This is a genomic window from Candidatus Margulisiibacteriota bacterium (assembly GCA_041661965.1).
In the GTDB taxonomy this organism is placed as follows: domain Bacteria; phylum Margulisbacteria; class WOR-1; order O2-12-FULL-45-9; family XYB2-FULL-48-7; genus XYB2-FULL-45-9.
In genome coordinates this window covers 231,864-249,147 of sequence record JBAZTH010000001.1, presented here as the reverse complement: position 1 = coordinate 249,147, position 17,284 = coordinate 231,864, and the positions used below count along the sequence as shown (strand labels likewise).

22 protein-coding genes are annotated in these 17,284 nt (G+C 53.9%); 8 read left to right on the top strand and 14 right to left on the bottom strand.

Annotated elements, in window-relative coordinates:
• Positions 1 to 93: 93 nt before the first annotated feature.
• Genes WC772_01100 through WC772_01065 form a run of 8 tightly spaced genes read right to left on the bottom strand, consistent with a single transcriptional unit; the run spans position 94 to position 5,137 of the window.
• Positions 94 to 684, bottom strand: a complete 591-nt coding sequence (locus WC772_01100) for an electron transport complex subunit E (protein MFA6169354.1) — start codon at positions 682 to 684, stop codon at positions 94 to 96.
• A complete protein-coding gene (locus tag WC772_01095; GenBank protein MFA6169353.1) occupies positions 681 to 1,187 on the bottom strand; it encodes an RnfABCDGE type electron transport complex subunit G in 507 nt (168 codons plus the stop codon). The genes WC772_01100 and WC772_01095 overlap by 4 nt, the downstream gene beginning before the upstream one ends.
• The gene (locus WC772_01090) at positions 1,171 to 2,124 is read right to left on the bottom strand and encodes an RnfABCDGE type electron transport complex subunit D (protein ID MFA6169352.1); all 954 of its coding nucleotides are present in this window, start codon (positions 2,122 to 2,124) and stop codon (positions 1,171 to 1,173) included. Before WC772_01090 ends, WC772_01095 begins: the two co-directional genes overlap by 17 nt.
• Positions 2,115 to 3,458 carry an electron transport complex subunit RsxC gene (gene rsxC, locus WC772_01085; GenBank protein MFA6169351.1) on the bottom strand — a complete coding sequence of 448 codons (1,344 nt, stop codon included), beginning with the start codon at positions 3,456 to 3,458 and terminating at the stop codon, positions 2,115 to 2,117. The genes WC772_01090 and rsxC overlap by 10 nt, the downstream gene beginning before the upstream one ends.
• A gap of 16 nt (positions 3,459 to 3,474) precedes the next feature.
• Positions 3,475 to 4,128, bottom strand: a complete 654-nt coding sequence (gene hypB / locus WC772_01080) for a hydrogenase nickel incorporation protein HypB (GenBank protein MFA6169350.1) — start codon at positions 4,126 to 4,128, stop codon at positions 3,475 to 3,477.
• The gene (locus WC772_01075) at positions 4,118 to 4,471 is read right to left on the bottom strand and encodes a hydrogenase maturation nickel metallochaperone HypA (protein ID MFA6169349.1); all 354 of its coding nucleotides are present in this window, start codon (positions 4,469 to 4,471) and stop codon (positions 4,118 to 4,120) included. Before WC772_01075 ends, hypB begins: the two co-directional genes overlap by 11 nt.
• A complete protein-coding gene (locus WC772_01070; GenBank protein MFA6169348.1) occupies positions 4,453 to 4,830 on the bottom strand; it encodes a SoxR reducing system RseC family protein in 378 nt (125 codons plus the stop codon). The genes WC772_01075 and WC772_01070 overlap by 19 nt, the downstream gene beginning before the upstream one ends.
• Positions 4,805 to 5,137, bottom strand: coding sequence for a hypothetical protein (locus WC772_01065; protein MFA6169347.1), 333 nt, complete (start codon positions 5,135 to 5,137; stop codon positions 4,805 to 4,807). The genes WC772_01070 and WC772_01065 overlap by 26 nt, the downstream gene beginning before the upstream one ends.
• A 136-nt stretch (positions 5,138 to 5,273) precedes the next feature.
• Here WC772_01065 and panD point away from each other — a divergent pair, with 136 nt between their 5' ends.
• Genes panD through WC772_01050 form a run of 3 tightly spaced genes read left to right on the top strand, consistent with a single transcriptional unit; the run spans position 5,274 to position 6,780 of the window.
• Entirely contained in the window at positions 5,274 to 5,615 is a 342-nt protein-coding gene (panD, locus tag WC772_01060) for an aspartate 1-decarboxylase (GenBank protein MFA6169346.1), read from the top strand.
• On the top strand, positions 5,612 to 6,283 hold the full coding sequence (locus WC772_01055; protein ID MFA6169345.1) for a DJ-1/PfpI family protein: 672 nt from the start codon (positions 5,612 to 5,614) through the stop codon (positions 6,281 to 6,283). The genes panD and WC772_01055 overlap by 4 nt, the downstream gene beginning before the upstream one ends.
• A 2-nt stretch (positions 6,284 to 6,285) precedes the next feature.
• Positions 6,286 to 6,780 (top strand): YajQ family cyclic di-GMP-binding protein, encoded by a 495-nt coding sequence (locus WC772_01050; GenBank protein ID MFA6169344.1) that lies wholly within the window; start codon positions 6,286 to 6,288, stop codon positions 6,778 to 6,780.
• Here the strand turns inward: WC772_01050 and malQ are convergent, their stop codons facing one another.
• The 6 genes from malQ to WC772_01020 are packed head-to-tail and all read right to left on the bottom strand — an operon-like array spanning position 6,781 to position 12,716.
• On the bottom strand, positions 6,781 to 8,277 hold the full coding sequence (gene malQ / locus WC772_01045) for a 4-alpha-glucanotransferase (protein MFA6169343.1): 1,497 nt from the start codon (positions 8,275 to 8,277) through the stop codon (positions 6,781 to 6,783). It lies immediately after the preceding gene.
• 27 nt (positions 8,278 to 8,304) lie between these two features.
• The gene (gene metW, locus WC772_01040) at positions 8,305 to 8,907 is read right to left on the bottom strand and encodes a methionine biosynthesis protein MetW (GenBank protein ID MFA6169342.1); all 603 of its coding nucleotides are present in this window, start codon (positions 8,905 to 8,907) and stop codon (positions 8,305 to 8,307) included.
• Positions 8,907 to 9,971: a homoserine O-acetyltransferase gene (locus WC772_01035; GenBank protein ID MFA6169341.1), complete on the bottom strand. Its 1,065-nt coding sequence runs from the start codon at positions 9,969 to 9,971 to the stop codon at positions 8,907 to 8,909. Before WC772_01035 ends, metW begins: the two co-directional genes overlap by 1 nt.
• 50 nt (positions 9,972 to 10,021) lie before the next feature.
• Positions 10,022 to 11,299, bottom strand: coding sequence for a homocysteine synthase (locus tag WC772_01030; GenBank protein ID MFA6169340.1), 1,278 nt, complete (start codon positions 11,297 to 11,299; stop codon positions 10,022 to 10,024).
• A 17-nt stretch (positions 11,300 to 11,316) separates the two neighbouring features.
• Positions 11,317 to 12,246: a cysteine synthase A gene (gene cysK, locus WC772_01025; protein ID MFA6169339.1), complete on the bottom strand. Its 930-nt coding sequence runs from the start codon at positions 12,244 to 12,246 to the stop codon at positions 11,317 to 11,319.
• A gap of 17 nt (positions 12,247 to 12,263) precedes the next feature.
• The gene (locus WC772_01020; GenBank protein MFA6169338.1) at positions 12,264 to 12,716 is read right to left on the bottom strand and encodes an Rrf2 family transcriptional regulator; all 453 of its coding nucleotides are present in this window, start codon (positions 12,714 to 12,716) and stop codon (positions 12,264 to 12,266) included.
• A 116-nt stretch (positions 12,717 to 12,832) separates the two neighbouring features.
• Between WC772_01020 and WC772_01015 the strand changes: the two genes are divergently transcribed.
• The 5 genes from WC772_01015 (at position 12,833) to WC772_00995 (ending at position 17,283) form a co-directional block, all read left to right on the top strand.
• A complete protein-coding gene (locus tag WC772_01015) occupies positions 12,833 to 13,168 on the top strand; it encodes a hypothetical protein (protein MFA6169337.1) in 336 nt (111 codons plus the stop codon).
• An 18-nt stretch (positions 13,169 to 13,186) separates the two neighbouring features.
• Positions 13,187 to 14,476: a radical SAM protein gene (locus tag WC772_01010; protein ID MFA6169336.1), complete on the top strand. Its 1,290-nt coding sequence runs from the start codon at positions 13,187 to 13,189 to the stop codon at positions 14,474 to 14,476.
• Between the two features lie 64 nt (positions 14,477 to 14,540).
• On the top strand, positions 14,541 to 15,359 hold the full coding sequence (locus WC772_01005; protein ID MFA6169335.1) for a hypothetical protein: 819 nt from the start codon (positions 14,541 to 14,543) through the stop codon (positions 15,357 to 15,359).
• A 30-nt stretch (positions 15,360 to 15,389) separates the two neighbouring features.
• Positions 15,390 to 15,587 carry a hypothetical protein gene (locus WC772_01000; protein MFA6169334.1) on the top strand — a complete coding sequence of 66 codons (198 nt, stop codon included), beginning with the start codon at positions 15,390 to 15,392 and terminating at the stop codon, positions 15,585 to 15,587.
• A complete protein-coding gene (locus WC772_00995; GenBank protein ID MFA6169333.1) occupies positions 15,580 to 17,283 on the top strand; it encodes a hypothetical protein in 1,704 nt (567 codons plus the stop codon). The genes WC772_01000 and WC772_00995 overlap by 8 nt, the downstream gene beginning before the upstream one ends.
• Position 17,284: the final 1 nt, after the last annotated feature.

The window sequence follows — 17,284 nt, the reverse complement described above, 5'->3', positions numbered from 1 at the left end:
ATAACCTGCGACTAAACGTCGCGGTTATCCTCTCCTTCTCTTTAAAACTTGGAAACCGCGGCGATATTGCCGCAGGTTTCCAGTAAAATTTTCTCATTGGACTTTGTTCTCCAGTTTATTAAGTAAGGCCATCAGGAAACCGATGGTTATGAAGGCGCCGGGCGGCAAAATCATGATCGTCGCCGCGACCGCCGGATTATACAGCGAGACGCCAAAAACAGCTCCCGCTCCCAATAATTCCCGGATCAAACCGATTGCCAAAAGGGCCAGGGTAAAACCAAGGCTCATGCCGATCCCGTCAAGGGTCGAAGCGAGGACCGGGTTTTTGTAGGCAAAGGCCTCCGCTCGGCCGAGGATAATGCAATTGACGACAATCAGCGGAATGAAGACCCCGAGAGCATGGTGCAGGTCGGGGGTATAAGCTTGCATGACGTAATCGATGATCGTTACAAAGGTCGAGATGACGATAATAAAGATTGGGATCCGGATCTGGTCGGGAACGATCTTGCGGATCAGGGCGACGACTAAATTAGAAAAGATCAGGACAAAGGAGGTCGCCGCCGCCATCCCAAGGGCGTTAACGGCGCTGGTCGAAACGGCAAGAGTCGGGCAAAGCCCGATCATCAGCCGGAGGACCGGGTTTTCCGAAACTATCCCGCGATTAAAATCCTGCCAAAAGCTCATTTAATTATTTCCCAGCATTGGTCGATCGCTTCCCGAACGCCGTAGCAGACCGCCCGGGTGGAGATCGTCGCTCCGGTCAAAGCATCAATATCTTGTTTGGGCTCGATCTTATCTTGTGCCGTTTTACCGACGAATTGTTGGAGAAACTTCTGATTTTCAATGTTGGAGCCGAGTCCGGCAGTCTCTTTATGGCTTAAGACCTTAACGGCCAGGACCCGCCCTTCTTTATCCAAACCGACCAGCATTTCGACCGGGCCGCCGTAACCTTGCGGTTTAACGGCAAAAGCGTAGCCGACGACCTCTTTCCCTTTGGTCGCGACAAAAGCATTTTTTTCTTGCTTGAACGACTCGGCCGGGATCAACCTCTTTAATGAAAGATCAAACGATCGCTTGGCATTTTGGACGATCAATGGCTGGGTCACGTTATAAACGTAGGCCAGCAACCCGGCGGAAATAACGCAGAAGAGGGCCAGGACCGCCGCCATTTTAATGTTTTTTTTCATTTTTTTTCGCCTGCCTCCCGGCAGGCAAGCTGCCATATATTTTAGGCAGGCTATATTTGTCGATCACCGGGGTTAGAATATTCATCAGCAGGATCGCGTAGTTAACCCCTTCAGGAAACCCGCCGTAAAACCGGATCAAAACCGTAAAAACACCGCAACCCAGACCAAAAATAAAACGACCTTTCGGCGTGACCGGACCGGTCACGTAATCGGTCGCCATAAAGACCGCGCCGAAGAAAAGCCCGCCGGTCAGGATCTGAAAGAGCGGGTCCTGACCGAGGAAATAGGATAAAACAAAAACGGTTCCAACAAAAGCGACAGGAGCCGGCCAGTCGATGATCTTTTTCCAGAAAAGAAACGCGGCGGCGATCAGGATCATTAAAATCGAGGTCTCCCCGATCGAACCGGCCCGATTTCCCAGGAAAAGAGCCCAATAGTCGGGGACCGCCTCGCCGATCTTCGCCAGGTACAACGGCGACGCGGTCGTCACAGCATCAAATGGCCGGAGCCAGCTGGTCATGGCGACCGGCCAGGAGGCCATCAGAAAGGCCCGGCCGGCCAAAGCGGGATTAAAAATATTAAAGCCCAAACCGCCGAACAAGCATTTGACAACGACAATCGAAAAGATGGCGCCGATCCCGGCCATCCAGAAAGGAAAACCAGGCGGCAGGACCAGGCCTAAAAGAACGCCGGTAATAAAAGCGCTCCCGTCCCGGACCGTGATCGGTTGCTTGGCCAGCCGCTGGAAAACGGCTTCCGCCGCGACCGCCATGAAACCGGTAAAGAGGACTAAGGCCAAGGCGTTGAGGCCAAAGAAATAGGTCCCGGCAATAGTTGGGAAAAGCAAAGAAAAGGCAAAGGCCCGCATCAAGTAATCGGTCCCCTCTTTACTCCTGATATGAGGACCAACCTGGACGATCAATTTGTTTATCGGCATACCGCTTTTTTCTCCGCTAATTTTAACAATCGGACGGCGTTCTTGGCTAACTTAAAATATTGGACCAGCGGGATCCGGCTGGGACAAATGTAAGAACAGCAACCGCATTCGATACAGTCGCTGATATTGTAGTTGTTGGCTTCCGACCAATTTCCGGTCTTGGCAAACTCCGCCAGGAAGTTCGGGGTCAGCCCAACCGGACAGGCCTTGATGCAGCGGCCGCAGCGAATACAGTTCCCTTCCGGATAACGGCAAATGTCTTGATCGGTTAAAGCCAGGATGCAGGTCGTCGCTTTAACGACGGGAACCTCCAAGGTCGGGACGGTCAGCCCCATCATCGGCCCTCCCATGAGGACTTTTTCAACGTTATCGTTCAAGCCGCGGCATTGCTCGATCACTTCGGCAAAGGTCGTCCCCAAACGGACCAGCAGATTTTGCGGATCTTTAATGCCGGAACCGGTCACGGTCACCACCCGGCGGGTCAGCGGGACCCCTTGGGTCACCGCTTCGGCCACGGCGATCGCGGTGGCGACATTGCTGACGACCGCGCCGACATCGGACGGCAAGCCGCCAGTCGGAACTTCTCGATTAAGAAGGGCTTTGATCAGCATTTTCTCGCCCCCCTGGGGATATTTCGTCTGGAGAGCGGCAACGGTGATCGCGAAGATCTGCCGCGTTTTCAACCGCTCGAAGTCGATCGCTTTGAGAGCCTCCGGTTTATTGTTCTCAATCCCGAAAACGATCCGGCGGGCGCCGACCGCTTTGGCGATCGCCTTAGCCCCCAGGATCAAGGTCGAAGCTTTTTCGACCATCAGCCGGTAATCGGCGGTAATATAGGGCTCGCATTCGCAGCCGTTTATAATTACCACGTCGATCGCCTTGCCGACCGGGGGGGTCAGCTTCACGTGGGTCGGAAAAGCGGCGCCGCCAAGCCCGACGATCCCGGCTTCGCGGACGATCTTCTTGATCTGTTCGGGGGAAAGTTCGTCAAAGGTCCAGCGGCTCCCGGGACGGGTTACCTTGTCGATCGAGTCGGTCGCTTCGATCACAATCGACGGCACGTCGTAATCGCAGGCGTTAGGATAGTATTGAATGGCCGCGATCCGGCCGGAGATCGGCGCGTGGATCGGCGCGGAGATCAGGAGCTTGGAATCGGCGATCTTTTGACCTTCGGTAACGAGGTCGCCGACCGCGACCAGCGGATCGCAGGGACAGCCTAAATTCTGTTGCAAAGGGAGAATGACCCGGCGCGGAGCGACCGCTTCTTTGATCGGCCGTTCTTTGGTCAGCTCTTTATAATATGAAAGATGGAGGCCGCCATTAAAGCTTCTCACGAGGCCATATTAACATTTAGAGCCCTCTTGTCAATTGCTTTATCAGCCAGTCGGCCAGCGGTTCGAGCCCGGTATTGGCCCGGCAGGAGACGGAAAAAACCGGTGCCCGGTCGTTTAAGACCTTCACCCGGGAGTTAAAAAGCTCCGGATCGAACTCGACCTGCCCCAAGAGGTCGATCTTGTTAACGACGATCGCGTCGGCGGTCTGGAAAATCCCCGGGTACTTCACCGGCTTATCGTCCCCTTCCGGGACGCTCGCTTCGACCAGCCGGAGGCTCTCCCCCAGGTCGAACTCGGCCGGACAGATCAGGTTACCGATATTCTCGATAAAGACGATCCCCGGTCCTTTGAGCCCCAATTGGTCGAGGGCGGGACCGATCATGGCGGCGCTCAAGTGACAGCCGCCGTCGGTATTAAGCTGAACGACCGGGTAACCGGCCGCCTTGATCTTTTCAGCGTCGATCGACGAAGCAACATCCCCTTCGATCACCCCTACCGCCATCTTCGGCGCGAGAAGAGCAAGCAGACGAAGGAGGAGGCTGGTCTTCCCCGCTCCCGGCGAAGCAAGGAGGTTAACCGCCGCCAATTCTAACCCGGCCAGCTTCTTTCTGACCGCTTCGGCTTCTTGATCGTTGGTCGCGAAGATAGATCTTTTAATTTCAATTTTCATTTTCTACCTCAATATTATCGATATAGAACAGCTTTTCTTTTTCCACCCGGTTCGGTCCGCCGCATTTAAGGCAGGTCTCCCGGAGTTTTTCCCGGCCATCGTAGAAGGAGAGCTCCCCGCAGCTCCGGCAGGTCAGTTTGGCCGGCTTGACCGTCATAACCAACGTCGCCCCTTCGGCTTTCGTTCCCTGGCTTAAAGCGTTAAAGTAAAGGTCGAGCGATTCTTTCTCCACCCCGCCGAAAGCGCCAACGACCAGATTGACCCGCTTGACCCGAACAACCTCTTCCGGGATCGAGCGGAGGACCAGACTCAAAATCGCTTCAGCTACGGTCGCTTCGTGCATAAGGCAATTATCCTCGGTGCGTTATTTTTCGAAAAAAAGCGGTCCAGGATCAGGATCAGGCCAAAACTGGCCAGGAGAAAAAGCAGCGCGCCAAGAACCCCCCCCAGATAATATCCGAGGAACAACAAAACCACCGGCAGGCCAAAAACGATTAGGGCCGCCCGGGCAAAGGAGCGGCTGGAAAACTCCACTTCGACCCGCTCGCCAAGTTTGGCGCCGATCGCGTTGTCGGCCATTGTTTTTAGCGTGCCGTCCGCCTGGGCCCGGCAGGCGGTGCAGTTCCCGCAAGCCGGATTCCGCTGAAAAAGGACTTCAGCTTGCCCGCCATCAAGCTTAATAACTTCGCCAATTTCGATCATGCGTTGCCTTATTCGCCCGGATAGAAGCGTTGCCGACCGAGATCACCGTCCCTAAAATACCGATCGCGTCCCAATGAACCGGTTGAGAAGAAAAAATGAGCCGATCGAACACATAGGTCCAGAGAGCGGCAAAAGGAGCAGTTTGCCAAAAAACAATATCAAATTCGGTCAAAAAATTGGCCGGCTTGGCTTCAGTGCTGGCCACGACAGGAGCCGGCACGGCAGCGGCCACTTCAGCCGTAGTCGCCAAGACTGGAGAAATCGCAAGCAAACATATCAGGCCAATCGTTATTAATCTCATGTCCATCTAAATTATATCACGATATTTTTTGGAAGCCGCGACGATACTGTCGCTGGCTTCCAAGAGGACGGTTTCCGCTTATTGCTTTAAGCTTTCAGCTTATTCCTTGAAATATCAAGGCTTTTTCGCTATACTCAAAGAGATGCTGATTTCCGTTTTAAAATCAAAGATTCATATGGCGACCGTGACCGACACTCACCCCTATTACGAGGGGAGCATCGCCATCGACAAAAAGCTGATCAAAGCGGCCGGCCTGGTCCCGGGGGAAAAGGTCCACGTCCTTAATTTCGACAACAGCCACCGCTTCGAGACTTACGTGATCGAAGGCCGGCCGGGCGAGATCTCGCTCCGCGGTCCGGCCGCCAAGCTCGGACATAAGGGGGAAAAAGTCGTCATTATCGCCTACGCCCTGGCAACGCTAAAGGAAGCAAAGGCCTTGAAGGCCAAGATAGTAAAAGTAAACGGGAGGAATGAAGTAAAATGAAAAGAATTGCTGCGCTGTCTCTTTGTTTCTGTGCTTTGTTGATTGCCGGTCCGGTCTCCGCGATGGGCGGTCCCGCTCCCAAGGATGACTATAAGCTCGAGATCTTAAAAGTTGAGCTCGTCTCCGGAGAAGCGACCGCGGAAGCGGGTTCGTCCGTTGAAGGGAAAAAGGTCCTGCTCGTTGTCGCTCCCAGTAAATTTGACGATAAAGAATTTGCCGCGGTTAAAAAGACCTTTGAAGAGGCCGGCCTGCTGGTCTCCGTTGCCTCAACCACGAAAACCGCTTACGGCGTGTTTGGCGCTAAAGTCAATTGCGGGCTCCTGAAGAACGCCAAAGCGGCCGATTATGACGCCCTTATTTTCATCGGCGGACCAGGGGTAACCGTTTATAACCATAGCGAAACAGCGACCGGCCTGATCGCTAAAGCGGTCAAAGAAGATAAGGTCATCGGCGGCCTCTCCCTCGCCCCCATCGCCTTGGTGAACGGCGGCGCGCTCGGTAAAGGGAAGAAAGCGGCGGTTTCGCTTTACGGCAAGCGGGCGCTTAAAGGTGTCGGCGTTAACGTTACCGGCCGGGCGGTCGAAACTGATGGCAAGGTTGTAACCGGCAGCGGAGCTGAAGCGGCCGAAGAGTTCGCCCAAGCGGTCATCACGGCCCTTCAGGAGTAATCATGGCACAAGACCATACCTTTGACATCGTCTCCAAACCGAACCTGCAGGAGCTCGATAACGCCGTGCAAATGGCGGTCAAGGAATTGGCCAACCGTTTCGATTTCAAAGGGAGCGTCAGCTCCATCGAGAAACAAGGGGACGACAAGATCGTTTTAATCTCGGAAGACGAGTTCAAATTGAAGAACGTCGTCAATATTTTGCAGGAAAAACTGGCCCGCCGTCAGCTCTCCCTCAAGTTTTTTGAGTTTGGTAAAATTGAGACGGCTCTCGGCGGGACAGTCAAACAAACGATCAAGATCAAAAACGGGATCGAGCAGGAGCAGGCCAAAGAGATCACTAAATTAATCAAAGCTTCAGGGTTAAAAGTTCAAGCGCAAATTCAGGGGGACAGCGTTAGGGTGATTGCCAAGAAAATCGATGATTTGCAAGCTGTCATGCAGAAGGTCAACGCCGCTAATTTACCGATCGCCCTTCAATTCAACAACTACCGCTAATTAGCCCCGGCCGTATTCGTCGGTCATTTTCCAGAGCTTCAAGGTTAATTGCGGGGTGATTTGGTGCGGGATCATCCGCCAATCCCAATTCCCCTTCGGGGTCCCCGGCTTGTTCATCCGCGCTTTCTCCCCTAATCCCAGAAGATCCTGCATCGGCAAGATTGCCAGCGCGGCGACCGATTCCAGCGCCAGCCGGATCATATCCCAGTTAACCTCGTGACCGTGTACCGCCCGGCCCAAATAACGGGCCAGACGCTCCTTTTCGTCATGCCGCGCCTCGTGGTCGAACCAGCCGCGCGTAGTGTTGTTATCATGAGTCCCAGTATAAACAACGCACTCCGGCGTAAAGTTATGAGGGAGATACGGATGATGGGAGTTCTCTTCGCCAAAAGCAAAGAGGAGGACCTTCATCCCCCAGAAACCGAAGCGGCGCATCGTCTCCCGAACATCATCGGTAATGATCCCCAGGTCTTCGGCCACGACCGGCAGGTGTTTGAAATGTTTGGTCAGGCGGAAGAAAAAGTCCTCGGCCGGAACGCTCACCCAGGAACCGTTGACGGCGGTCTCTTCGGCCGCCGGGATCTGCCAGAAACCGACCAGCCCGCGAAAGTGATCGATCCGGATCAGGTCAAACAAGGCTAGATTATGCGTTAAGCGCTTGATCCACCACTCATAACCGGTCTGCCGAAGCTTATCCCAATCATAGACCGGGTTTCCCCAGCGTTGGCCGGTCTGGCTGAAATAATCCGGCGGCACGCCCGCTACAAAGGTCGGATTTTTATCGTCATCAAGCTTGAAGAGTTGGGGGTTGGTCCAGACATCGGCGCTGTCAAAGCTGACGTAGATCGGGATATCGCCGAAGATCTTGACCCCTTTTTCCGCGCAGTACTTTTTCAACTCTTCCCATTGGGTAAAGAAGAGATATTGTTGGAATTTTTCCCGCTCGATCTCTTCCTGGAAGTTGCGCCGCGCTTCGGCTAAAGCCTGATGGTCCCGGTCGCGCAGTTCTTTCGGCCAGGTGTTCCACATTTTACCCTGGAAATGATCTTTCAAGACGACGAACAGAGCAAAATCATCAAGCCAATGCTTGTTGTTGGAACAGAAAAGGTCATAGGTCCATTTATCGCGGCCAACCTTAAAACGTTCAAAAGCCAGCTTGAAGATCCGGTTCTTATAGAGCCGGACCGCTTCAAAATCGACCTTATCCTCGGCGTGCCGGGGAAACGGGACAATATCTTCGCGGGTGATCAAACCGTCGCGCAAGAGGAGCCCGGGGCTAATTAGATACGGATTCGCCGCGTACGAGGAAAAACTGCTGTACGGCGAATTGCCGCAAGCGGAATTGGTCGGGTTAAGCGGCAGGACCTGCCAGTAACGCTGTTTGCTCTCGGCCAGAAAATCGACGAATTCGCGGGCGCTGGGGCCTAAGTCCCCTATTCCGTAGGCGGACGGGAGCGACGTGATATGGAGCAGAACTCCGCTCTCTCTTTTTGGCATGATGGAGTTATTATAACTAAAATCCGGCTATTGGGAAAGGAGGAAAATCCCTTCGGAGGCGCGCCAACTGGTCAGGCGGCCGCCGATCTTTTCACCATCTTCGCCCAGATAGGTTTCGCCGATGATCTTGATCCCGTTATCCCGGCAAAGGACCCGGAAATCCTTGATCGTCATCAGGCGAATGTTGGGCGTGTTGTACCACTCGTAAGGGAGCGTTTTGTTTTTCGGCATCCGCTCGCTAAGCAAAAGATTCAGGACCAGCTTCCAATGCCCGAAATTCGGAAAGCCGACGATCGCTTTGCGGCCGACCCGGACCATCTCCTGGATCAACTGCAACGGATTATAAGTTGCCTGCAAGGTCATGTTCAAGACGACATAATCGAACGATCCGGCCTTAAAGATAGAGAGCCCCTTGTTCAAGTCGAGCTGGAGGACCGGCAGTCCCTTTTTAAGACAGGCATTCAAACCATCGGCGTAAATATCGACCCCCATCCCCTGCACTTTTTTGCGTTCGGTCAGCAGGGAAAGAAGGGTCCCGTCGCCGCACCCCAAATCGAGGACCTTGGCCCCGGCCGGGATCAGGCTTTCGATGATATTGTAATCGGGTTTGATCTTGGTCCGGTAACCCATTATTTCGCTCCTTCAAGAAAACTGACGATCGTCTTGGTCAAGGCTTCTTCTTCCAGCAGGAAGGCGTCGTGCCCGTAGCTGGAATCGATCACCCGGTAAGAAACGTTAGCCGTCTCTTTCAGCGCGTCGACAACTTCCAGCGCCTGGTATTCCGGAAAGAGCCAGTCGGAAGTAAAATGAATAAGCAGGAACCGGCTGGTCGCCTTCTTGAAAGCTTCAACCAGCGAGCCCCCGCCTTCGTCTTCCAGGTTAAAAAGGTCGATCGCTTTGGTGATGTAAAGATAGCTGTTGGCGTCGAACCGTTCGGTAAAGGTCGTCCCCTTGTACTTGAGATAGCTTTCAACCTCGAACTGGGGATCGCCAAACTTGGCGGCGAAACCCTTCCCCGGCTGGACTTTACGGCCGAACTTCTCGCGCATCGTCTTATCGCTTAGATAGGTAATGTGCCCGATCATCCGGGCGATGGTCAAGCCATCGTTTGGCGGCGTTTTATCATAATATGAACCGCCGTACCAGTGAGGATCGCTAATAATTGCCCGCCGGCCAACTTCATTGAAAGCGATGTTCTGCGCCGAGACGTGAGCCGAGGTCGCCACGCCGATAATGTTCTTGACCCGGTCCGGAGCACTGACCGCCAATTGCAGCGCGAGCATCCCCCCCATTGAGCCGCCGGTCGCCGCCAGGAGCGTTCTGATCCCCAGGTAATCGAGCAGTTTAAGCTGGCAATTGACCATGTCTTTGACGGTGATTAAAGGAAAAGCAAGACCGTAGGGCTTGCTAGTCTTTGAATTAACCGACGAAGGGCCGGTCGAACCGGTGCATCCCCCCAGGACATTGGCGCAAAGCACGAAATATTTATCCGTGTCAAAAGCTTTACCGGAACCGACCATGTTATCCCACCAGCCCGGCTTTTTATCTTCGGGCGAATGGCGGCCGGCAACGTGGGCGTCACCGGAGAGGGCGTGAAAGATCAGGATCGCGTTACTTTTATCGTCGTTTAGAGAACCATAGGCCTCGTAAGCGACCGTAACCGGCCCGAGCTTCTCGCCGCTCTCCAGTGACAGCTCCGGGAACTCAAAATATTTGGTCTCTACCAGTAAAATAAGGACCCCTCCTACGCTTGGTTCAGGGCCTGGTCGATATCCGCTATTATATCATCAACATTCTCAATGCCGATCGATAAGCGGATAAAGTCGGGCGTCACGCCGGTCGCGAGCTGTTCTTTCTCGCTCAACTGGGAATGGGTCGTCGAAGCGGGATGGATGACCAGCGACTTGGCATCGCCAATGTTAGCTAAGTGCGAAAGAAGCTTCACATTATTAATGAACTTTTTCCCGGCTTCCAGCCCCCCCTTGATGCCGAAACCAATGATTGCCCCCGCCCCCCGGCGCAAATATTTGTCGGCCAGCGGCTTGTCCTTGCTGGAATCAAGACCGGGATAATTGACCCAATCCACTTTCGGGTGTTTTTCCAGAAATTTCGCGACCGCTAAGGCGTTCTGGGAATGGCGTTCGATCCGTAAATGCAAAGTCTCCAACCCTTGGATCAAGAGGAAAGAATTGAACGGCGAGAGGGCCGGTCCAAGATCGCGGAGCAAGGTCACCCGCGCCTTAATAATGTAAGCGATATTCCCCAGCGGCCGGAGAGCATCGACAAACTTCAAACCGTGGTAGCTCGGGTCGGGCTCGGTGATCAGCGGGAACTTTCCGTTCTCCCAATTGAACTTGCCGGAGTCGACGATCAAACCGCCGAGCGAGGTCCCGTGTCCGCCGATAAACTTGGTCGCCGAATAAACGACGATGTCGGCCCCATAAGCGATTGGTTTTACCAGGTACGGAGTCGCGGTGTTGTCAACGATCAGCGGGATCCCGTTGTCGTGGGCAACTTTGGCCAGTTTCTCCAGATCGGTCACGTTCAGCTTCGGGTTGCCGATCGTTTCGGCGTAGATCGCCTTAGTCTTCGGAGTGATCGCTTTCCGGAAATTCTCCGGGTCGGACGAATCGACAAAGGTCACCTTGATCCCGAATTTGGCAAAGGTGTGGGCGAACAAAGTGTAGGTCCCGCCGTAAAGATTGTCGGCCGAAACGATTTCGTCCCCCGCTTTGGCGATGTTCAGGATCGAGAGAGTGATCGCCGACTGGCCGGAAGCGACGGCTAGCGCGGCCACGCCGCCGTCAAGCGCCGCGATCCGTTTTTCCAGAACGTCGGTCGTCGGGTTCATCAGCCGGGTATAAATGTTGCCGAACTCCTTCAGCCCAAAAAGATTGGCCGCATGTTCGCTGTCCTTGAAAACATACGAAGTCGTCTGATAAATTGGGACCGCCCGCGACCCGGTGTCGGAATCAACGACCTGTCCGGCGTGCAATAAGATGGTCTCGTCTTTATGCGTCATTTTATTTTCCTCCTGTTTTATTCTTTCGGGAACAGTAACGTGCTAATGTATCTTTCGGCCGCGTCAGGGAGCAGAGCAATAATAGTCTTTCCTTTATTCTCTGGCCTGGCGGCCATGGTTTTAGCGGCGTGCAAAGCGGCGCCGCTGGAGATCCCGACGAGGATTCCATCGGTCCTGGCGATCGTCCGGGAAGCCTCAAAGGCTTCGTCATTGGTCACTTTAACGATCTCGTCAATAATCGACCGGTTAAGGACACTCGGGACAAAACCGGCGCCAATCCCCTGGATCTTGTGGGGACCGGGCTGGCCGCCGCTTAAGACCGGCGAATCGGACGGCTCGACCGCGATCACTTTAATATTTTTATTCTTCTTTTTTAAAAATTCACCGACTCCGGTGATCGTCCCGCCGGTCCCGACCCCGGCCACAAAAATATCGACTTGGCCGCCGCTGTCGCGCCAGATCTCTTCCGCCGTTGTCTTCCGGTGGATTTCCGGATTGGCCGGATTTTCGAACTGCTGGGGAATATAGGCGTTCTTATGTTCTTTGGCCAGCTCCTGGGCTTTCTCGATCGCCCCTTTCATCCCTTTGGCTCCTTCGGTCAGGACGATCTCGGCGCCGAGGAATTTAAGGAGACTGCGGCGCTCCACGCTCATCGTTTCGGGCATCGTTAAGATCAGTTTGTATCCTTTCGCGGCGCAGACCCAGGCTAAAGCGATCCCGGTGTTGCCGGAAGTCGGCTCGATGATCACCGTCCCCTTTTTGATCTTACCGGCCTTCTCCCCCGCTTCGATCATCGCCGCGCCGATCCGGTCCTTCACCGAACTTGCCGGATTAAAGAACTCCAGCTTGGCCAGGATCGTCGCCGGGACATCGGCCGCGAACCTGTTCAACTTCAATAATGGGGTCCCGCCAACCAACTCAACGATACTATTTGCAATCTTAGTCATTTTCTTTTCCTCCTTAATTATATTGAATAATCCAGGTACTTCTTCCCCTGGATCTCTTTCTTCTTTTGCCGGTCGCGCAGTTCGGCGAAGGTCAGCGAATCGACCTTCTTGGCCAGATAGACGCCGATCTCGTCAAAGACATCGTACAGGGCGCAGCGGTCGGCAAAGTCACAGCGGGTCCTACCCTTTTTCAAAACACAGCTGATCGGCTCGATCGGTCCCTCCACGTAACGAATAACCTGCCCGAGGGTGATCTTCTCCGGCGAACGGGCTAGTTCATACCCGCCGCTCCGCCCCCGGAGGCTACGGACAAAGCCCCCCTTCTTTAATGAAAGGAGGATCTGCTCCAGAAATTTCACCGGGATATCCTGCCGCTTGGCGATCTCCTCGATCCGCTGGGCCGTACCAAAATGGGCGCTCAAGTCCAGGACCGCCTTTAGCGCGTAATCACCTTTAAACGTTATCTTCATCGCCCACCTCCCTATACTCTACTATATCGATAGGGATTATATGGTATTTCACTATATTTTGTCAAGGGGTAATTTTCGGTTGAAATTACCACCGCCAGGACCAGATAAGCAATTATATGGAACTAGCTATCAGAAAATTCCTGCCGGTCTTTCCGTCAGCTGTCCGGGCCGTCCGTCGGAGCGGAAAGCCAATTGTTGTCTTCGATATGCGTTTTATCGACAAAAGCTCCATCCCGGACAAAGAATACTCCTCGATCACCAATGCCGCCCTCGCCTTGGCCCTGGCCGTAAGGGAAGCCGGCGCGGGAAGAGTCGAGTTTCAGCGGCTCCCCTTTATTAAAATGGGTGAAGGCGAAAAGAAAGCGTTGTCCGGCCGGCTGGCCGGCGAAGGGCGCCCACTCGTCTTCGCCTTATCATTATATGACGACCTGTTTGGAGAGACTCTCAAGTAAGCCCATTGGATCAGGAAATTGCTCCCCGAGGCCAAGATCATTGTCGGGGGCCCGGCGGTCAACACCTGCGCCAACTTAAAAGACCTGGCGACATTTTTTCCGGCAGGGACTGCCCTGGTCAAAGGGGACGGCGAAAAAGCGCTCCCCATTTTGGTCTCCGCCCTGATCGGCCAAACTGTCGACCAAGCGGCGATCATGGAACTGCGCGGCACCTACGTCAAAGCCGGGAATTTCGAGCATTGGGACGAACGGCCAAACATATTGAGCGTCGAGGAGCTCAATGCCCAGCCAGCGCTAGTCGGCTATCCGGAACTGGTCGCTGAAATAAAAATGGTCGGCGCCCTGCGGCTCAACACCAGGCGCGGCTGCCGCTACCGCTGCGTATTCTGCTCGCACAAGTATCACCTCCAGCCGATCGCCTGGACGGCGGAGCGGATCGTCCAGGAACTCAAACGGATCGACCTGATGGTTAAAAAAGGGATCCTCCCGCCCGCCGCCAGAGAGGTGACCTTCGACGACGACGATTTCTTCCAGGACCGCGCCCGGGCGGTCTCTTTCCTGCGGGCGGTCGCCGCCGACCCGGCCCTGTCGCACTCTTTCCGCTTCGATTTCCAGGGAGGCGTCGGCTCTTTTTTCCGGCGCGGCAAACTGGATAAACAACTGCTCGATCTGCTGGCCGCCGTTAAGCCATTGAGCGTCAAGATCGGGACCGACGGCTTCCATCCCGCCGTCTTAAAATATTTAGGCAAGGGAGGCTACACCTTTGAGATGGCGGAAAAACTGATGCAGGCTCTCGACCGCCGCGGCATAAAACAGGTCCATTACTCCATCCTGACCTTTCCGGATATCACGCTCGATATTCTGATCGACCAGTTGGAAAACATTAAGCGAACTATGCGGCAATTCAAAACGATGTCGCTTTCCGTAAACGTCAATCTCTCCGCCTTTGAGAACAGCCGCCTTGCCGCCTTGATCGATCCGCGCAACTGTCATAAGGTCGTCAGTCCCGCCGGCGCGGTGAAACAATTGCCGGTAAATCTGCCAATCGTCGACGCTCGGTTAAATAAATTGTTAAATGAAATCCTGGGCAGCAGCTACTTCTCTGTCCGCGATCTCAAAAGATTCATGCGGGTTTGCGGGAAAGGCCATAACCTCGGCATAGCAAAACTGCTCAAAGCGCGGCGCCGCCTGCCGGAAAAACTTTCGATTTACGAGGCAATTAGCCGGTTTTATCCGTCGATTATTTACATGACCGCGCTCGGCCTTTTTTTGGATGGGCTGAAGGCGGCCAGGGACCAAAATCGTTGAAATTCCGGCTTCTATCAAAGGATAACTATTTGTCACAAGAATTCGGCATAAAAGGAGATAATTTATGAGCGGCATATCCAGAACAGGACCGGGAGCCCCGCATTTTTTGGCCCGGGTTTCGTATATCGACCAGAATCGCAGAATAGTCAGCGTCTCCCTGGTGGAAAGACAAAGCGGCGTAGCCCGGACCGGACCGCTCTCGGGACAACGTCCTGCCTTAGAGCTCAATCAGCTTGTGGACGTGACTCCCGGCAGGACCAGAGGAACTTTCACCTTCTGCGGCTTGCGAGAAAGTTCGCCCGAACCAATCACTCCCTCGTCGATGGCCTTTGCTCCTATGACGCTGCTGGTCGAGGGCAAGAATTTATGGAGAAAAGGGCTTGCCCTTGATAATTGGTTCGCCGTACAAAAGGAGGCCGAAACCTGGATCGCGTTCGCAAAAGCCGAAATAGAAAGATATAACGCTCAAAGCGGGCCGGATGGGAGCAGCTGGAAAGATTTACTTGTGAGGCGGGATGCGTTTTGTAAAGTGGCCGAAACTATCATCAATTTCCAGCGGGTGCTTGGCCTGCCGGTCGAAGAGATCGAGATCCCGCCCAAGCCAGTGCGCCCGCTTAGCTGCGATCGGCTGGAATATTTAAGGGGAACCTGCGCAAAAATATTTGAGATCGGACATAACCCTGAAAGGAAAATACGGATAGAAGCTTGGTTGGCCGGTGAGGATATCAGACCATGGCTGGAGTACCTTAATTCTGGGGGCGGCGCCAGACTGGCCTTCGAATATCGGGAATATCAAGACGGACTAAATGGTTCGCGCAACCCTGATTACTATCCTAATTTGATCCGGGACGCGTTGTCTATTTTGAATCGGTTGTTCCCATAGAAGAGAATCTTTTAACTAAAGGGGAAGAAAATGCTTGTCAGGTTTAAACCTCTGGATAAATGGAAAGCCCCTTTATGGGTCTATCCTGAAAAAGACGGCAGGAAGCCGACCGATCAGGAAAATCCGGTCGCATCCATTGAAGAAGTATATATCGGCATACCCATGCACATGGACCCCGAGAGAGCTGAGGCTATGGAAAAATACGCTCATAGGCTGCCCAATGTTTAACAAAAGTTCAGCCGGCATCATCGCGGCTGAACATCCTGTCTTCAGGGGACACACCGCTAACCAGGTCGAAGAGCGCGCTAGAGAGAGGCGAAACACCCCGCTAGCCGGCGTCGGCGGCTTTTGCTCGACCAAAGATGGGCCGAGACTGGCTTACGCCCCGCAAAAACTACTGCTGGCGGAGACCGCCTTTTATTTTGTCCGCGGTGCGAAATGGGAGCCTGACCCCTTAACCGCCCTCCCCAACTTCTCTCTCCGCCTCGATCATAAGGAAGGGAATATCGTCCCTTTGACCGGCGGCCTCTACATAAAAAATCGCCGTTTATCCGACCAGGAATTAGAGACGTTGGGCCTCACCCCGGTCAGAAATAATAAAGGAGAAAAGATAACTTTCCCTTATTTCTGCGTTTGGGGAACTAGGGTCCTGTCCGATCCCCATCACAATTTCTTCCCGGTCTACGGCGCCATCAAGGATTTAGGCAAACAATTTTCTCTTGCCAGGATTGAAGACGAACCTTTTATCCCGAAATCGATGAAAGATCTGGAGCTGTATATAAGCTCATTTTTAAATGAGACCGGACAGAACACAACAACAACGCTCGCCAGCCTGGAACAACAATTAGAAAACATTTGGCAGAATATTCCAACTGACGAAGAAAAAATTGCTTGGCCGATTTTTTCAGAGCGGTTCCGCTGGCCTGCCTTCGCCAGGATGATGCTCCGTCATTTTGCTCCGCTCGGCCACGCCGCGCTTTACACCGGCTGCTGCCTGCAGTTTAAAGGTGCCGGCGCCAATTACGTCGGTCATGCCGTCAAGCCGGGGCAAGACGGCCGACTCCCGCTCTTGCCCGGCGAAGCAGTGATGCCATTCTATCAGGCGGATGAATGGCGGGGCAAGGAAATGGTGATGGTCGGTTATCCCAATTTATTCGAAAAGTTCGGCCTTTTCCTTGACCAGTTCCACCAGCCTCCGCCCGCCACGGCCGACCCGGTCGGCGGGATGATCGAAGCCGATACCGAAGCGATCGACCGCGACCGGCAGCTGCTCGCCAGCGGAGCCGAGGTGGGAGGAATCTCTCTTTCCAGGATCAGACTGCTCGACCAAACGGCCATCCGGAAGTTCTTGCCTGATTACGACAGCGGCGACCTATTTGTTCTTGCCCGGGCGGTGGGGAACGACACCAGAAGATTGGCCTTCCTGGAAAACGCCGCTAGTTATCAGCTCTTCATTAGAGACTCGTTCCCCGAAGAGAGTTTCGACGCCGGACGGGAGAAACATCTGGCAAATCTGGCCGCCAACCTCGGCAAGAATATCAGGGCGGTCCTTGATTGCCGTCTGACCTGCAAATTCCCGTTAGTCGACGGCCATTTCAAGCGGCCGAACACCAGCAACAATTTGTCGCCCGAAGGAGCGATTTTCGACTCGACCGAATTGATCCCGGCCGATAAACTTGGTGACGCTGGCGCAATCATTGCTTGCTGGCTGGAAGATTTTTTTAAAGTAACGGAAGCCGCCGGTCTCAACCAAAACAACTTTGGCGGCAATTTTGAGCTGCTCGGCACTATTATGGAAAACATTTTCAAGGCCAAAGGAGAATTCCCGGAAGAAACCCAAAAAACCTTGGCAGCGCTTACCAGACGAGAGCAAATTTACTCTTTGAGCTCAACGATTATCAACAGCTATATGACCTGGCGCTGAT

Bases quoted from the DNA above. Each gene is read 5' to 3' on its own strand.
- WC772_01100 (MFA6169354.1), bottom strand. From the start codon at position 684: ATGAGCTTTTGGCAGGATTTTAATCGCGGGATAGTTTCGGAAAACCCG.
- WC772_01095 (MFA6169353.1), bottom strand. From the start codon at position 1,187: ATGAAAAAAAACATTAAAATGGCGGCGGTCCTGGCCCTCTTCTGCGTT.
- WC772_01090 (MFA6169352.1), bottom strand. From the start codon at position 2,124: ATGCCGATAAACAAATTGATCGTCCAGGTTGGTCCTCATATCAGGAGT.
- hypB (MFA6169350.1), bottom strand. From the start codon at position 4,128: ATGAAAATTGAAATTAAAAGATCTATCTTCGCGACCAACGATCAAGAA.
- WC772_01075 (MFA6169349.1), bottom strand. From the start codon at position 4,471: ATGCACGAAGCGACCGTAGCTGAAGCGATTTTGAGTCTGGTCCTCCGC.
- WC772_01070 (MFA6169348.1), bottom strand. From the start codon at position 4,830: ATGATCGAAATTGGCGAAGTTATTAAGCTTGATGGCGGGCAAGCTGAA.
- WC772_01065 (MFA6169347.1), bottom strand. From the start codon at position 5,137: ATGGACATGAGATTAATAACGATTGGCCTGATATGTTTGCTTGCGATT.
- panD (MFA6169346.1), top strand. From the start codon at position 5,274: ATGCTGATTTCCGTTTTAAAATCAAAGATTCATATGGCGACCGTGACC.
- WC772_01055 (MFA6169345.1), top strand. From the start codon at position 5,612: ATGAAAAGAATTGCTGCGCTGTCTCTTTGTTTCTGTGCTTTGTTGATT.
- WC772_01050 (MFA6169344.1), top strand. From the start codon at position 6,286: ATGGCACAAGACCATACCTTTGACATCGTCTCCAAACCGAACCTGCAG.
- malQ (MFA6169343.1), bottom strand. From the start codon at position 8,277: ATGCCAAAAAGAGAGAGCGGAGTTCTGCTCCATATCACGTCGCTCCCG.
- metW (MFA6169342.1), bottom strand. From the start codon at position 8,907: ATGGGTTACCGGACCAAGATCAAACCCGATTACAATATCATCGAAAGC.
- WC772_01030 (MFA6169340.1), bottom strand. From the start codon at position 11,299: ATGACGCATAAAGACGAGACCATCTTATTGCACGCCGGACAGGTCGTT.
- cysK (MFA6169339.1), bottom strand. From the start codon at position 12,246: ATGACTAAGATTGCAAATAGTATCGTTGAGTTGGTTGGCGGGACCCCA.
- WC772_01020 (MFA6169338.1), bottom strand. From the start codon at position 12,716: ATGAAGATAACGTTTAAAGGTGATTACGCGCTAAAGGCGGTCCTGGAC.
- WC772_01015 (MFA6169337.1), top strand. From the start codon at position 12,833: ATGGAACTAGCTATCAGAAAATTCCTGCCGGTCTTTCCGTCAGCTGTC.
- WC772_01005 (MFA6169335.1), top strand. From the start codon at position 14,541: ATGAGCGGCATATCCAGAACAGGACCGGGAGCCCCGCATTTTTTGGCC.
- WC772_01000 (MFA6169334.1), top strand. From the start codon at position 15,390: ATGCTTGTCAGGTTTAAACCTCTGGATAAATGGAAAGCCCCTTTATGG.
- WC772_00995 (MFA6169333.1), top strand. From the start codon at position 15,580: ATGTTTAACAAAAGTTCAGCCGGCATCATCGCGGCTGAACATCCTGTC.